The organism is Rahnella sp. P4_A8 (assembly GCF_056402435.1).
In genome coordinates, this window is the sequence record NZ_JBFUHK010000007.1 from 1 (window position 1) to 14,445 (window position 14,445).

Sequence of the window (14,445 nt, forward strand, 5' to 3'; positions counted from 1 at the left end):
GCGGCGGGAAGGAACATCTCCCCGCAGCGCGCGTCGTGCGAAATGGGAAGGAACATCTCCCCGCAGCGCGCGTCGTGCGAAATAAACTTCCTCTTCTGCGGTAAGCAGAGGGGAATAACCGATTTCACCGAGGTACAGTTGAGTGGCATCCAGCACTCGTTGGCTTACAGTCTGCGACAACAATTCTTCTTCAGCATCGTTGTCGGCAGTCTCTTCGACTATTGCTTTCTCGTCAAAGGCTTCAGCGCTGTTCTCATCGAAATCTACATCATCATGTAACTCGTTAACTTTCAGCGTATTCTGACTCATAAGCTGCTCCTACCCGTGGTCCCGAGGGCAGAATCGATGCTCTGCCCCGATTTATCGCTGCGGAAGATAACGCAGCGGGTTTACGGATTTCCCCTTGTAACGAATTTCAAAATGCAATCTTACTGAACTGGTTCCGGTGCTACCCATAGTCGCTATTTTTTGACCCGCCTGCACTTCTTGTTGTTCCCGGACCAGCATTGTATCGTTATGTGCATAGGCGCTCAGGTAATCATCATTGTGTTTGATGATGATCAGATTACCGTAACCGCGAAGAGCATTACCGGCGTAGACCACACGCCCCGAGGCGGTTGCTACGACAGACTGTCCACGCGAACCAGCAATATCGATCCCCTTATTTCCCCCTTCAGAAGCTGAGAAATTATCGATAATTTTCCCGTCAGTCGGCCATTTCCAGGAGGAAACCGGACCGCCATTATTTGTAGATGTGGCGACGGGAGTGCTGGCTACAGCAACAGGTGTTGTGGTGGTAGTAACTGCACCTGATGAAGGCAACATCTTGCCTACATTCTGTTTACCAGAAGAATCAGAATACGTGGTAGTTGGTTGAGATGCAACCACAGAACCTGTGAGCATGCCCCCGGTTGGAACTTTCGGAACACCGCCATTTGTGGCATCTGTGACCGCTATCGCACCCCCGGTACTTGCTGCGGAAGAGACGTTATTTATCTGGATTGTCTGGCCAACTTCGAGGCTGTATGGCTCTGGGATATTATTGCGCGCGGCCAGGTCGCGGAAGTCATTGCCCGTGATCCATGCAATATAAAACAGAGTGTCGCCACGCTTCACCTGATAGGTGCTGCCACTGTAACTTCCCTTAGGGATTGAGTTATAGCTGCGGTTGTACACAATGTGTCCGCCAGGGCCGACAGCAGGCGCCATTTGCGGAGTGGAATTCAGAGTATTCTGACTACTATTGCCACTGCCACCGCCGCCATTAACGCTGCTGATGGGTGCAGATGTCGTTGAATTGTTCGTACATCCCGCCATCCAGGCACTGATAAAAGTACACATTACAATGCGGCTTAGTGTTTTTATTGGGCTTCCCGTGCTCATATTTCCCCCGTTACGGCAATCTCAGAATATCTCTTTAACCTCGCACACCGCGCCAGCTGGCGCTTTTCGTGTCATCAGACACGGTGCGGGCAGGCAACATGCTCATTCAGGCCTTTGCCCAAATGCCGCTGTGCCATAAAAAACTGTAGTGGATGCTATCAACATCGCCAGTACAGCACCATATAACAGTTGTATTTAAATTTTAAGAGGTTAGTCCTGCAGGGATCGGCTTATCACCGGTTTCAGGCGAGCTCGCCTTTCACCAGCGGGACAAAACGAACGGCTTCGATAGTCTCTGCAACAAACTCGTCACCACGTCGTGTGACCCGTTGCAATGTTTGATTTTCTTCGCCCACAGGCAGAATTAATACGCCGCCATCATCGAGTTGTTGCAGTAGATCTTGAGGTATTTCAGGAGGTGCAGCAGTGACAATAATGGCATCGAACGGGCCACGCGAAGGCCAGCCCTGCCAGCCGTCACCATGACGGGTGGAGACATTATGCAAATCGAGTTGCTTGAGGCGTCTTTTGGCCTGCCACTGCAACCCTTTGATGCGCTCAACCGAGAAAACATGTTCAACCAGGTGTGCCAGAATCGCAGTCTGATAGCCTGACCCGGTGCCAATTTCCAGCACGCGTGAAGAGGGTTCAAGGCGCAGCAGCTCGGTCATTCTCGCCACGGTATAAGGCTGAGAAATGGTCTGACCGGAGCCAATAGGCAACGCAGTGTTTTCGTAAGCTTTATGCTGAAATGCCTCATCCACGAAACGCTCACGCGGCACAGATTCTATGGCATGCAACAGTTTTTCATCATGAATGCCCTGCTGGCGAAGTTGTTCCAGCAGGTTGTACATCGGTTTATTCACCATTCGCGCTCACCCCGGCCTTTTCCAACCATGAGACCACGACATCCTGAGCCGCATAGGCGGTTAAATCCACCTGAAGTGGCGTCACTGAAACATAACCTTGCGCGACAGCAGCAAAATCAGTATCAGGTGCGACATCAAATTTATCCCCCGGCGGGCCAATCCAGTACAAGTCCTGACCACGCGGGTCCTGCTGACAAAATACCTGCTCGGCCGGATGACGGCTACCGCAACGCGTCACCTTGATCCCCTTGATCTGCGAAAGTGGCAAATCCGGGACGTTAATATTCAGAATTTTGCCAGTACGCAAAGGCTCACGCGCCAGAGCCCTGAGGATCCGACAGGTGATGATCGCCGCCGTGTCATAATGCTGATGGCCGTCCAGTGAGACCGCCAGCGCGGGAAAGCCCAGATGGCGGCCTTCCATCGCGGCGGCGACCGTACCGGAATAGATGACGTCGTCACCCAGATTCGGCCCCGCATTGATGCCAGAGACCACTATATCTGGCTTAGGGCGCATCAGCGTATTCACGCCAAGATACACACAATCGGTCGGCGTACCGTTAATTACGGCGGTATCCCCGTTAGGGTAAGACTGAATACGCAACGGGCCGTCCAGCGTCAACGCATTAGATGCGCCGCTACGGTTACGATCAGGGGCCACCAGCGTCACGTCAGCAAATTCACGCAGTGCTGACGCCAGCGCCTGTATACCCGGAGCCAGTACGCCGTCGTCGTTACTCAGTAATATCCGCATCACTTTCATCCAGATTCATCAGTTCACGCACCACGCTGGTGGCATAACTGCCGGCCGGTAACCAGAATTTGAGTTCCAGAGTAACATCATCCCAGCGCTGCCATTGCATCTGCAAAGGTTGCAGCATGATGGCACGACGTGCCGGTTCGACCCTCTCACGGTTAAGCAGCGACAGTAAATCCTCCTGACCATTCAGACAGGCCAGCTCATAGGCTTCAGCGTCTTCGAGTGTGCCCAGCGGGCCATCTCCCGGTAACGGTGCGGTTACCAGCAATTCACCGTTTTCAACGCGCGGTAGCAGCGATTCAAACTCTTCGGCTTTCGCCACAAACCAACTGCCACGGCCACTCAGTTGCAGGGCATCACCCAGCATCGGCAGACGTACGGTGCCATCGGCCAGACGCTGGCTGGCGACGATATTGAACATCGCACTGCGGCTGGCGGAAAGATAGAAGCTGCGTTTGGCGCGTTCTTTCGGACGGGCTTCATTGGTTGCCCAGCGTTTCGCCTGCACCAGATTATTGCCACCACGACCAAAGCGCTGGGTGCCGAAATAGTTCGGTACGCCCTGTTGGGTGATTTTTTCCAGACGCGCCTCGACATCAGCCATATCGCTTACCTGACGCAGCACCAGCGTAAACGCGTTGCCTTTCAGCGTACCGATACGCATCTTTTTGCGATGGCGTGAGGCGCGGACAACTTCGCAGCCTTCGAGATCAAACTGGCTTAAATAGGGATCAGTCTTGCCCGGCAGATGCAGGCAAAACCATTGTTCGGTAACGGCATGGCGGTCTTTGAGACCGGCATAACTGACATCGCGCGGATGCACTTTGGCAAATCGCGCCAGTTGTTCCGCGACAAACTGCGTGTTACAGCCATTTTTGCGGATCCGCACCAACAGATGTTCACCTTCGCCATCCGGCTCAAAACCCAGATCCTCTTCGACAATAAAGTCTTCGGGATTGGCTTTCAGCAGGCCGGTGGCAACAGGCTCGCCCAGCAACCAGGTGAGACGGGACATATCTATCATGCGGTAATCTTCCACAACATCATTCCTTAATCAGCAGAGCAACGGCTTCGCAGGCAATACCTTCGCCACGGCCAGTAAAGCCCAGCTGTTCGGTTGTCGTGGCTTTCACGTTGACGTCATCCATATGACATTGCAGATCTTCTGCCAGAAACACGCGCATCTGCGGGATGTGCGGAGCCATTTTCGGTGCCTGTGCGATGATCGTGATATCCAGATTGCCCAGCTTGTAGCCTTTTGCACGAATACGGCGCCAGGCTTCGCGCAGCAGTTCGCGGCTGTCAGCACCTTTGAATGCCGGGTCAGTGTCCGGAAAAAGTTTACCTATATCTCCCAGCGCAGCGGCACCAAGCAGTGCGTCCGTAGCCGCGTGCAGGGCAACATCACCATCTGAATGCGCCAGTAAACCCTGCGGATAAGGGATACGCACACCACCGATCACCAGCGGGCCTTCTCCGCCAAATTTATGTACATCAAAACCGTGACCGATACGCATTATGCGTTCTCCTCCTGGGATAAGCGGGTTAAATAGAATTCAGCCAGGGCCAGATCTTCTGGCCTCGTGACTTTAATATTATCGGCCCGTGCCGGGATCAGCATAGGATGAAAACCGCAATATTCCATTGCCGAGGCTTCATCTGTGACCACCGCACCTTCATTGAGTGCACGGYGCAGGCAGGTTTTCAGTAATTCGAGCGGGAAAAATTGCGGCGTCAGTGCATGCCACAGGTCCTGACGATCGACCGTATGTGCAATCGCTGTAATGCCCGGTTCACCACGCTTCATCGTGTCGCGCACGGGGGCGGCAAGGATCCCGCCCACTTTACTGGTGGTGGCAATCGCCAGCAGATTATGGAGATCGTCAGGATGCAGACACGGGCGCGCGGCATCATGTACCAACACCCAGCCGCTGTCTCCGGCAACATCCAGCCCGGCCATCACCGACTCAGCACGTTCCGCACCGCCTGCAACCACGCGAATACGCGGATCACGGGCAATGGGAAGTTGTTCGAATTGCGTATCGTGCGGGCTTAATGCCACGATAACCTGACTGACTTTGCCGCTTTGCAGCAAAGCGCAAATTGAGTGTTCTATCAGCGTCTTACCGCCAATAGAAAGATATTGCTTGGGGCATTCTGCCTGCATACGGCTGCCAATGCCGGCAGCCGGTAACACGGCAATAACCTCTGGAAGGGAAACTGCGATATGGCTCATGGCTATTGATTCAGGTTGTTTTGCGAAACGGTGCTACCAGGCGCACGTTTGTTGTCAGGCACCAGACGATAAAAAGTCTCGCCGGGTTTAATCATGCCCAGTTCATTGCGTGCGCGTTCTTCGATCGCTTCCTGACCGCCGTTTAAATCGTCGATTTCTGCGAAAAGTTGATCATTACGTGATTTCAGTTTGCCGTTATTAACTTGTTGCACCTGAACGTCATCGTTTACACGTACATAATCGTGAATACCATTCTTACCCAGCCACAGCGAATACTGTAGCCAGCCAAGTAAAATCAGTAATAGCAGTGTTAGTTTGCCCATCCCCGCCCCCTAAAAAAGCTGGACAATCATCCCACAACTTTCCCTCTGACTCCACTGTGGCAGTGGTAAAGCCGGTGAGAATCAGACTTACGCACGCAATTAAGGGTGAGAATGACACAATGGGTTACATCGTGAAGGGAATTTGCAGGGAAAACCGCCAGGAAAAGTCACCAGCCAGACAGGAAAGAGAAGACTGTCCAGAACATGCCGATAACGCAGACCGCGCTGGCCAGAGAGGTTTTAAACCAGCCACCGCCAAAGAACGTGCTGAACGCAATGCCTATCAGGACGGAAACGGGCATCAGCGCCAGAAAGAACGGCCAGGTGTAGAGCAGGAAAAACAGGGTGTTGGAACCATAAACCAGAAAAGGGATCGCGAACGCCAGCCAGTAGAAGACAAACCCGATGAATCCGCCCTGCATGGAGTAGGAAGGATCTTCGGTGTCTGCACTGTCGGTTTCCGGTATCGGCACGCGTGTCCGGGGGGTAATTTCCCCGGTGCGATCCACGCGGTTCCGACTGACAAGTCTGCTAAATAACGCCTGCATAGATGATCCCTGTATTTCAGTGTAAACCGGCACGCTCTGTGACGTTTGGCCGGCAACATTCAGGGATTGATAATAGCGCGCTGGCGCATCACTTCTAATAATTGAGGCACCAATTGTGTTACCAATTGTTCACCATCAAGATGCACATCCGGGGTTTCCGGTGGCTGATATTCTGAGTCAATACCGGTGAAGTTTTTCAGTTCACCCGCACGGGCTTTTTTATACAAACCTTTCGGATCACGTGCCTCGCAGATAGCCAGCGGCGTATCCACAAACACTTCAATAAACTGACCGTCTTCCAGCAAATCACGCACCATTTCACGCTCGGCGCGGTGAGGTGAAATGAACGCCGTCAGCACGACCTGCCCGGCATCCACCATCAGTTTCGCCACTTCACCTACGCGACGGATGTTTTCACGCCGGTCGTCGTCGGTGAAGCCCAGATCACGGCACAGTCCGTGACGGACATTATCGCCATCGAGCAGATAAGTGCTGACGCCCTGCGCATACAGCGCCTGTTCAAGCGCACCGGCCACGGTGGATTTCCCCGAGCCAGAAAGCCCGGTGAACCACAGCACCGCACCACGATGGCCATGTTGCTTTTCGCGATCCGCACGAGTCACCGTGTGCGGATGCCAGACAACATTCTCATCTTTTAAAAAAGTGCTGTCTTGTGACGCCATCTTATTTGCCACCCAGCAGGTCGCGCGCACCCCAGTGCGGGAAGTGACGTCGAACCAGGCTGTTCAGTTCCAGCTCAAATGCGCTGTATTTATCCGATTCCTGATATACCTGTTCAATGGCTTCACGTACCAGACCAGCACCCACGGTAACGTTGGTCAGCCGATCGATAAAGATCATGCCGCCGGTCACCGCGTTGCTCTGATAGTTATCCAGCACCAATGGTTCGTCGAAGGCCAGTTCCACCAGTCCGATACCATTCAGTGGCAGGTTTTCTACCACACGCTGCGTCAGCGAGTTAATTTCCACCTGATATTCGATATTTTCCACACGCGCACGGGCTTTCTTGCCGCCGACTTTGATGTCGTAACTCTGGCCGACGCTCAGTGGTTGCTCGGCCATCCACACCACGTCGACTTTGGCATTCTGTACCGGTTTAACCGTTTCTTCTGCATCGACCAGCGTGTCGCCACGGCTGATATCACGCTCATCGGCCAGCACCAGCGTAATCGCGTCGCCCGCCCAGGCTTCCTGCAAATCACCGTCAAAGGTCACAATGCGTGCCACGGTAGATTCCACACCGGATGGCAATACTTTCACCTTCTGACCGACACGGACAGAACCGGATGCCAGCGTTCCCGCATAGCCACGGAAATCAAGATTCGGGCGGTTAACGTACTGCACCGGGAAACGCATCGGTTGCTGTTCACGAATGTTAATAATGTTTACCGTTTCCAGCACGTCGAGCAACGTCGGGCCGGTGTACCAGTTCATTTTATCGCTTGATGTGGCAACGTTGTCGCCTTCCAGCGCGGAAAGCGGCACAAATTTGATGTCCAGATCGGTCGGCAGTTGCTGCGCGAAATCCAGATAATCCTGTTTAAACTGCTCGAATACCGCTTCGCTGTAATCCACCAGATCCATTTTGTTGACGGCAACCACCAGGTGACGGATCCCGAGCAAGGTCGCAATAAAGCTGTGGCGACGGGTTTGATCCAGCACACCTTTACGGGCGTCGATCAACAGGATCGCCAGATCACAGGTCGATGCACCGGTCGCCATATTGCGGGTGTACTGTTCGTGCCCCGGGGTGTCCGCAATGATGAACTTACGTTTCTCGGTAGAGAAATAACGGTAAGCCACATCGATAGTAATGCCCTGTTCGCGTTCGGCCTGTAAGCCATCCACCAGCAGTGCCAGATCCAGTTTCTCGCCCTGGGTGCCGTGACGTTTACTGTCGTTATGCAGAGAAGACAGCTGATCTTCGTAGATCTGACGGGTGTCATGCAGCAGGCGCCCGATCAGGGTGCTTTTGCCGTCATCGACGCTGCCGCAGGTCAGAAAGCGCAGCAGGCTTTTGTGTTGCTGAGCGTGCAGGTAAGCTTCAACGCCACCCTGCTCCGCGATTTGTTGTGCAATTGCGTTATTCATTAGCTGCGGCTCCTCAGAAGTATCCTTGACGCTTTTTCAGTTCCATCGAACCGGCCTGATCACGGTCAATCGCGCGTCCCTGACGTTCACTGGTGGTCGATACCAGCATCTCTTCGATGATCTCCGGCAACGTTTGTGCCTCAGATTCAACAGCACCGGTCAACGGCCAGCAGCCTAATGTGCGGAAACGCACCATTTTCTTCTCGATCACTTCGCCCGGTTGCAGATCAATACGATCATCATCAACCATCAGCAGCATACCGTCGCGCTCCAGCACCGGACGCGGTGCGGCCAGATACAACGGAACGATTTCGATATTTTCCAGATAGATGTACTGCCAGATATCCAGCTCAGTCCAGTTAGACAGCGGGAATACGCGGATGCTTTCGCCTTTGTTAATCTGGCCGTTGTAATTGTGCCACAGTTCAGGACGCTGGTTTTTTGGATCCCAGCGGTGGAAGCGGTCACGGAACGAATAGATACGCTCTTTGGCACGGGATTTTTCTTCGTCACGGCGTGCACCGCCGAAAGCGGCATCAAAGCCATATTTATTCAGCGCCTGCTTCAGACCTTCAGTTTTCATGATGTCAGTATGTTTGGCACTGCCGTGCACAAACGGGTTGATGCCCATTGCCACACCTTCCGGGTTTTTATGCACCAGCAGCTCAAAACCGTAATTCTTCGCCGTGCGGTCACGGAAGTCGTACATTTCGCGGAATTTCCAGCCGGTATCCACATGCAGCAGCGGGAACGGCAAGGTGCCCGGGAAGAAAGCTTTGCGCGCCAGATGCAACATCACCGAGGAATCTTTCCCGATGGAGTACATCATCACCGGGTTGGCGAATTCAGCAGCCACTTCACGGATGATATGGATACTCTCCGCCTCCAGTTGCCGCAAATGAGTCAGTCGTTTTTCGTCCATAACAGATCCTTTAAGCCAAATTCACAACCGACGGGCGTTGGGTGCCGTCAGTCTCAGGATGATGCCCAAACCAGGCCAGTTGCTGATGAAGTGATACCACTTCACCAATCACCAGTAACGCCGGCGCCGGCGCCTGCTGAGCCAGATGTTCAAGATTATCGAGTGTTCCGGTCAGCACCTGCTGATCAGAACGCGTTCCCCGTCCGATGACCGCAACGGGCGTATGCGCTGCGCGACCATGAGCGATCAGTTGCTGGCTGATTTCGGCAGCTTTAAGCGTGCCCATATAAATCGCCAATGTCTGCTGGCCTTTCGCGAGGGTCTCCCACTGCACGCCGTTGTTTTCCGGACGGCAATGCCCGGTCACGAATATCACACTCTGCGCGTAATCGCGGTGCGTCAGCGGAATACCTGCATAGGCTGTCGCACCGGCAGCCGCGGTAACACCCGGCACCACCTGGAAAGGAATGCCTGCCGCCTGCACCGCCTGTAATTCTTCGCCGCCGCGTCCGAAAATAAACGGATCACCGCCTTTGAGGCGCACGACTTTTTTCCCCTGCTGCGCCAGTTCGACCAGCAGACGGTTAGTGTCTTCCTGCGCGACAGAATGGCTGCCCGCACGTTTACCCACACAAATCTTGTCCGCATCGCGGCGCACTAAATCCAGCACGTCTTCGCTGACCAGATAGTCGTAAAGCACGACATCGGCCTGCTGCATCACCTGCAGCCCGCGAAGGGTGAGCAATCCTGCATCACCCGGCCCGGCACCGACCAGCGTGACATTCCCGCTATGCGAGATGTCTTCCGCGTTTTCTAACTGCTGTTGCAGCGCCTGTTCTGCTTCTGCGAGCTTTCCCGCAGAAGCGAGGCTGGCAAAGCGTCCGGCAAACAGTTGTTCCCAGAAACGGCGACGCGCACGCATTGAACTGAACTGTGTTTTCACATTGTCGCGCCAGCGTCCGGCGATATCGGCCATTTGCCCCAGGCTGCCCGGCAGTAGAGTTTCCAGCTTCTCGCGCAACATTCTGGCGAGTACCGGCGCTTTACCGCTGGAAGAAATCGCGACCACAATCGGCGAACGGTCGACAATCGAAGGGAAAATGAACGAGCACTTCGGCTGATCGTCAACCACGTTAGCCAGAACATGACGGCGGTTGGCCTGTTCAAAAACCTCAGCATTTAACGCGGCGTCGTCGGTGGCGGCAATCACCAGAAAAACATCGTCGAGCTGTTCCGGCAGAAATGCCTGTGCCGACCAGCTAACTTCTGCGGCCTGTCTGCGTTGTTCCAGCTCGGGAGAAAGTGCCTGTGCGACTATCCGTACTTGCGCACCTGCCCGCAGGAGGAGATCAATTTTGCGAGCAGCGACTTCGCCACCTCCCACGACCAGCACAGGGCGTTGTTTGAGGTCGGCAAATATTGGTAGATAGTCCACAAAAGCCTTTAATGATTGTCAGAGTTAATAAACAAACTATACGTGCAGGCAATAATTGATCTGAAATGACGAAAAGGAATGATTAGTTACTAAATGGAATATAGCCCGACAAAAAGAGCGGTTTGGGATAACGGGAAATTGTCTAATCGCACAGACAATCGCATACTGTACGCCCCAGAAAGACCGCCACACGCGGCCTGTTGTTTGATTGCCTTCCGGTCATATTGACCAGCAAATAAGGATTTTTGGCTATGTTTTCTTTTTTACGCATGAAGCGGACGCTGCTGGCGCTGAGCCTGAGCTGTGTCTGTATGGGTCATGCGATGGCGGCGTCCGCCCCGCTTCCGCCAGTGGGGATGATCGCCAGTCAGCAAATTCGCCATATCGCCACCTATTTTCCCGGACGCATGGCCGGCAGCCCGGCAGAACTGATCGCCGCGGATTATCTGAATCAGCAGTTCAATAAATTAGGATATACGAGCGATTTACGTGGCTTCGATACCCGCTATCTTTACACCAGCAATGCGGGCAAAAAGAACTGGCAAAATATTCACGCCACGTCGGTGATTGCCGCACGTGCAGGAGAAGTACCGCAGCAAATCATCGTGATGGCGCATTTCGATACCTATGTGCCGCAAAGTGACAGTGATACCAACCATAATCTCGGCGGCCTGACGCTGCAGGGGGTCGATGACAACGCTTCCGGCGTCGGTGTGATGCTTGAGCTGGCCGAACGCATGCAGGCCATCCCGACGCACTACAGCTTACGTTTCGTGGCGCTGAGCGCGGAAGAAACCGGTGCTAAAGGCGCGGAAGACTTTGTGAACCGCATGAGTGCTGAAGAGAAGAAAAATACGCTGCTGGTGATCAACCTGAATTCGCTGATCACCGGCGACCGGTTGTATTTCAACAGCGGCGCGAATACTTCCGTGGCCGTGGCGAAACTCACCCGCGTACGGGCGCTGAATATTGCGCACAGTCTGGGTATTCCGGCAGAAAGCCACGAAGGCGTACATTGCTGCGATGGCATAAAAGCGCTGGATGACGCACGGCTGCCGCTGCTGAACGTGACGGCGACTAACTATGCGCTGGGTAAGAAAGACGGCCTCCAGCAACGCGCGATCACCAGCCACTTCCCGCTGGGTACCACGCGTTATCAGAGCCAGTTCGATAATCTGCAGTATCTGGATAAAGCCCTGCCGGGACGCATTGAAAAACGTTCCCGCGATACGGTGAAAGTGTTATTCCCGTTGCTGAAGGATCTGGCGAAACCGGCGAAACACGCCTGACGGACCAAAGAAAACGGACGCTTTTGGCGTCCGTTGTTTTAGCTGTCACTCATGGAGGCCGCATTCGCGTTTCAGTCCAAAAAATCGCGTGTCTTCTTCCTTCATCCCTTCTTCCCATTTTTTCGTGGTGTGCGTGTCACCGACGGAAAGATAGCCCTGATCCCACAGCGGGTGATAGCTCAGGCCGTTATCTTGCAGATAACGGAAGATCTGACGGTTATCCCAGTCGATAATCGGCAGGATTTTAAACACACCACGTTGCACCGCCAGCACCGGCAGATGCGCACGGCTGCCGGATTGCTCACGACGCAGACCGGCGAACCAGGTCTGCACGCCGAGCGTCTGAATCGCACGATTCATCGGCTCGACTTTATTGATGTGATTATATTTCTCGATGCCCTCGACGCCCTGCTCCCACAGTTTGCCGTAACGCGCTTCCTGCCAGGCTGCCGAATGTTCAGCACGGAATACCTGTAAATTCAGGTTCAGCTGTTCGGTTAACGTATCGATGAACTGATAGGTTTCCGGGAACAGATAGCCGGTATCGGTCAGGATCACCGGAATGTCCGGTTTCTGCTGTGTGACTAAGTGCAGACAGACCGCCGCCTGAATGCCGAAGCTGGAAGACAGGGCGAATTCACCAGGCATATTTTCCAGCGCCCATTGCACACGCTCCTGCGCGGACAATTTTTCGAGGCTGACGTTAATTTCCGCCAGCGCCATGGATTGTCCGGACTTCGGCAGTTCATTCAGTTCAGCCAGAGTAAGGTTCAGCAAACTCATATCGCCTCCTGTCGGTTATCGCTCTTAATCATAAAAGTCACGTGCCGGATCCAGCACGGGCTTAATGATCCCTGCGCGGATCACAAAGTCGCCAAAGCCTTCACCGGTTTCGCGCTCTTTCGACCAGCGTCCGACCAGTTCGTCAATGATGCCCAGGATCTCTGCATCAGAAATATTTTCGCGGTACATGCGCGGAATACGTGTTCCGGCGCGGTTACCGCCAAGGTGCAGGTTGTAGCGGTTCATCGCTTTCCCCACCAGACCAATTTCGGCCAGCAGCGCACGACCGCAGCCGTTCGGACAACCGGTCACACGCAGCACGATGTGTTCATCGCCTACGCCGTGGCCGTGCATGATGCCTTCTACTTTGGTCACAAACTCAGGCAGGAAACGTTCCGCTTCCGCCATCGCCAGCGGGCAGGTCGGATAAGACACGCAGGCCATCGAGTTTTTACGTTGCTCGGTGACACCGTCGTCAATCAGGCCGTGATTACGCGCCAGGGTTTCAATCGCGTCTTTGTCTTTTTCCGCGACACCGGCCACGATCAGGTTCTGGTTAGCAGTAAGCCTGAAATCACCTTTATGGATCTTAGCAATTTCTGCCAGTCCGGTTTTCAGCGGTTTGCCCGGATAATCGAGAATACGGCCATTTTCGATAAACAGTGTCAGATGCCATTGTTTGTCGATGCCCTTTACCCAGCCGATGCGATCGCCGCGACCGGTGAATTCGTAAGGACGAATATCACCAAACTGAATGCCTGCACGTTTTTCAACTTCGGCTTTGAATACCGGCACGCCGACGCGTTCCAGCGTGTATTTGGTTTTGGCGTTTTTACGGTTGGTACGGTTACCCCAGTCGCGCTGCGTGGTCACCACGGCTTCGGCGACGGCCAGCGTGTTCTCCAGCGGAATAAAGCCCAGCTCGCTGGCAGTTCGTGCGTAAGTGGCTTTATCACCGTGGGCGATAGAAAGCCCGCCGCCGACCAGCACGTTGAAGCCGACCAGTTTGCCGTTATCGGCAATCGCCACAAAGTTCAGGTCGTTGGCGTGAAGATCCACGTCATTTTGCGGCGGGATCACCACGGTGGTTTTGAACTTACGTGGCAGATAGGTCGCGCCCAGAATCGGCTCTTCGTCGGTGGTTTCGACTTTTTCCTGATCCAGCCAGACTTCGGCGTAAGCGCGGGTGCGCGGCAGCAGGTGCTCGGAGATTTTCTTCGCCCACTGATACGCTTCCTGATGCAGTTCAGATTCCACCGGATTCGAGGTACACAACACGTTACGGTTAACGTCGTTGGCGGTCGCCAGCGCATCCAGACCGAGTTTGTTCAGCAACTGATGCACCGGTTTTACGTTCGGTTTCAGGATGCCGTGGAACTGGAAGGTCTGACGGTTGGTAATACGGATGCTGCCGTACAGTGTGCTGTCTTCAGCAAATTTATCGATGCCCAGCCACTGCGCTGGCGTCATCACGCCGCCCGGCAAACGGCAACGTAACATCATGGCATGACGCGGTTCCAGCTTCTGCTCAGCGCGTTCCGCACGGATATCACGGTCATCCTGCTGATACATGCCGTGGAAGCGGATCAACAGGAAGTTGTCACCGTTGAAGCCGCCGGTCAGGCCGTCTTTTAAATCTTCTGTGATGGTGCCGCGCAGGAAATTGCTTTCCTTCTTCAGGCGTTCGGCGTCAGCCAGCGGGGCATCGACGATCAGCGGGCCCGGACCGGGATTGAGTTCACTCCACAACTTATTGCTCATAAGGTTTTCGCTCATTGCTCTGAT

The 14,445-nt window shown here is 54.1% G+C and carries 16 protein-coding genes; 1 reads left to right on the forward strand and 15 read right to left on the reverse strand.

The features are described from left to right. The 13 genes from AC1DUO_RS05645 to cysG all read right to left on the reverse strand — a co-directional run. The coding region (locus AC1DUO_RS05645) for a sigma-70 factor domain-containing protein (protein WP_477986734.1) at positions 1–309 on the reverse strand (309 nt) is incomplete at its 3' end. A gap of 51 nt (positions 310–360) precedes the next feature. Beyond that, positions 361–1,383 carry a murein hydrolase activator NlpD gene (gene nlpD / locus AC1DUO_RS05650; RefSeq protein WP_013574018.1) on the reverse strand — a complete coding sequence of 341 codons (1,023 nt, stop codon included), beginning with the start codon at positions 1,381–1,383 and terminating at the stop codon, positions 361–363. 242 nt (positions 1,384–1,625) lie between these two features. After that, entirely contained in the window at positions 1,626–2,252 is a 627-nt protein-coding gene (locus AC1DUO_RS05655; RefSeq protein ID WP_013574017.1) for a protein-L-isoaspartate(D-aspartate) O-methyltransferase, read from the reverse strand. Beyond that, positions 2,242–3,006 (reverse strand): 5'/3'-nucleotidase SurE, encoded by a 765-nt coding sequence (surE, locus tag AC1DUO_RS05660; protein ID WP_013574016.1) that lies wholly within the window; start codon positions 3,004–3,006, stop codon positions 2,242–2,244. The genes AC1DUO_RS05655 and surE overlap by 11 nt, the downstream gene beginning before the upstream one ends. Then, complete coding sequence (truD, locus tag AC1DUO_RS05665; protein ID WP_165497408.1) at positions 2,987–4,033, reverse strand: tRNA pseudouridine(13) synthase TruD; 1,047 nt, start codon at positions 4,031–4,033, stop codon at positions 2,987–2,989. Before truD ends, surE begins: the two co-directional genes overlap by 20 nt. A 22-nt stretch (positions 4,034–4,055) precedes the next feature. After that, positions 4,056–4,529, reverse strand: a complete 474-nt coding sequence (ispF, locus tag AC1DUO_RS05670; RefSeq protein WP_013574014.1) for a 2-C-methyl-D-erythritol 2,4-cyclodiphosphate synthase — start codon at positions 4,527–4,529, stop codon at positions 4,056–4,058. Further along, on the reverse strand, positions 4,529–5,248 hold the full coding sequence (gene ispD / locus AC1DUO_RS05675; RefSeq protein WP_477986736.1) for a 2-C-methyl-D-erythritol 4-phosphate cytidylyltransferase: 720 nt from the start codon (positions 5,246–5,248) through the stop codon (positions 4,529–4,531). The genes ispF and ispD overlap by 1 nt, the downstream gene beginning before the upstream one ends. Positions 5,249–5,250: 2 nt before the next feature. After that, positions 5,251–5,571: a cell division protein FtsB gene (gene ftsB, locus AC1DUO_RS05680; RefSeq protein ID WP_013574012.1), complete on the reverse strand. Its 321-nt coding sequence runs from the start codon at positions 5,569–5,571 to the stop codon at positions 5,251–5,253. 167 nt (positions 5,572–5,738) lie between these two features. Continuing rightward, complete coding sequence (locus AC1DUO_RS05685) at positions 5,739–6,119, reverse strand: DUF3561 family protein (RefSeq protein ID WP_013574011.1); 381 nt, start codon at positions 6,117–6,119, stop codon at positions 5,739–5,741. A 59-nt stretch (positions 6,120–6,178) separates the two neighbouring features. Next, a complete protein-coding gene (gene cysC / locus AC1DUO_RS05690) occupies positions 6,179–6,802 on the reverse strand; it encodes an adenylyl-sulfate kinase (RefSeq protein ID WP_013574010.1) in 624 nt (207 codons plus the stop codon). A gap of 1 nt (position 6,803) precedes the next feature. Further along, a complete protein-coding gene (gene cysN, locus AC1DUO_RS05695; RefSeq protein ID WP_112152124.1) occupies positions 6,804–8,231 on the reverse strand; it encodes a sulfate adenylyltransferase subunit CysN in 1,428 nt (475 codons plus the stop codon). A 13-nt stretch (positions 8,232–8,244) separates the two neighbouring features. Beyond that, on the reverse strand, positions 8,245–9,153 hold the full coding sequence (gene cysD, locus AC1DUO_RS05700; protein ID WP_013574008.1) for a sulfate adenylyltransferase subunit CysD: 909 nt from the start codon (positions 9,151–9,153) through the stop codon (positions 8,245–8,247). A gap of 10 nt (positions 9,154–9,163) precedes the next feature. Further along, the gene (cysG, locus tag AC1DUO_RS05705; protein ID WP_477986740.1) at positions 9,164–10,588 is read right to left on the reverse strand and encodes a siroheme synthase CysG; all 1,425 of its coding nucleotides are present in this window, start codon (positions 10,586–10,588) and stop codon (positions 9,164–9,166) included. Positions 10,589–10,839: 251 nt separating this feature from the next. Here cysG and AC1DUO_RS05710 point away from each other — a divergent pair, with 251 nt between their 5' ends. Continuing rightward, entirely contained in the window at positions 10,840–11,877 is a 1,038-nt protein-coding gene (locus AC1DUO_RS05710) for an aminopeptidase (RefSeq protein WP_013574006.1), read from the forward strand. Positions 11,878–11,922: 45 nt separating this feature from the next. Here AC1DUO_RS05710 and AC1DUO_RS05715 read toward each other — a convergent pair whose 3' ends face one another. After that, positions 11,923–12,660: a phosphoadenylyl-sulfate reductase gene (locus tag AC1DUO_RS05715; protein WP_013574005.1), complete on the reverse strand. Its 738-nt coding sequence runs from the start codon at positions 12,658–12,660 to the stop codon at positions 11,923–11,925. A 24-nt stretch (positions 12,661–12,684) separates the two neighbouring features. Continuing rightward, a complete protein-coding gene (gene cysI, locus AC1DUO_RS05720) occupies positions 12,685–14,421 on the reverse strand; it encodes an assimilatory sulfite reductase (NADPH) hemoprotein subunit (protein WP_200227283.1) in 1,737 nt (578 codons plus the stop codon). Positions 14,422–14,445: the final 24 nt, after the last annotated feature.

Coding starts and splice junctions, on each gene's coding strand:
- nlpD (WP_013574018.1), bottom strand. CDS start 1,383: ATGAGCACGGGAAGCCCAATAAAAACACTAAGCCGCATTGTAATGTGT.
- AC1DUO_RS05655 (WP_013574017.1), bottom strand. CDS start 2,252: ATGGTGAATAAACCGATGTACAACCTGCTGGAACAACTTCGCCAGCAG.
- surE (WP_013574016.1), bottom strand. CDS start 3,006: ATGCGGATATTACTGAGTAACGACGACGGCGTACTGGCTCCGGGTATA.
- ispF (WP_013574014.1), bottom strand. CDS start 4,529: ATGCGTATCGGTCACGGTTTTGATGTACATAAATTTGGCGGAGAAGGC.
- ftsB (WP_013574012.1), bottom strand. CDS start 5,571: ATGGGCAAACTAACACTGCTATTACTGATTTTACTTGGCTGGCTACAG.
- AC1DUO_RS05685 (WP_013574011.1), bottom strand. CDS start 6,119: ATGCAGGCGTTATTTAGCAGACTTGTCAGTCGGAACCGCGTGGATCGC.
- cysC (WP_013574010.1), bottom strand. CDS start 6,802: ATGGCGTCACAAGACAGCACTTTTTTAAAAGATGAGAATGTTGTCTGG.
- cysN (WP_112152124.1), bottom strand. CDS start 8,231: ATGAATAACGCAATTGCACAACAAATCGCGGAGCAGGGTGGCGTTGAA.
- cysD (WP_013574008.1), bottom strand. CDS start 9,153: ATGGACGAAAAACGACTGACTCATTTGCGGCAACTGGAGGCGGAGAGT.
- AC1DUO_RS05710 (WP_013574006.1), top strand. CDS start 10,840: ATGTTTTCTTTTTTACGCATGAAGCGGACGCTGCTGGCGCTGAGCCTG.
- AC1DUO_RS05715 (WP_013574005.1), bottom strand. CDS start 12,660: ATGAGTTTGCTGAACCTTACTCTGGCTGAACTGAATGAACTGCCGAAG.
- cysI (WP_200227283.1), bottom strand. CDS start 14,421: ATGAGCAATAAGTTGTGGAGTGAACTCAATCCCGGTCCGGGCCCGCTG.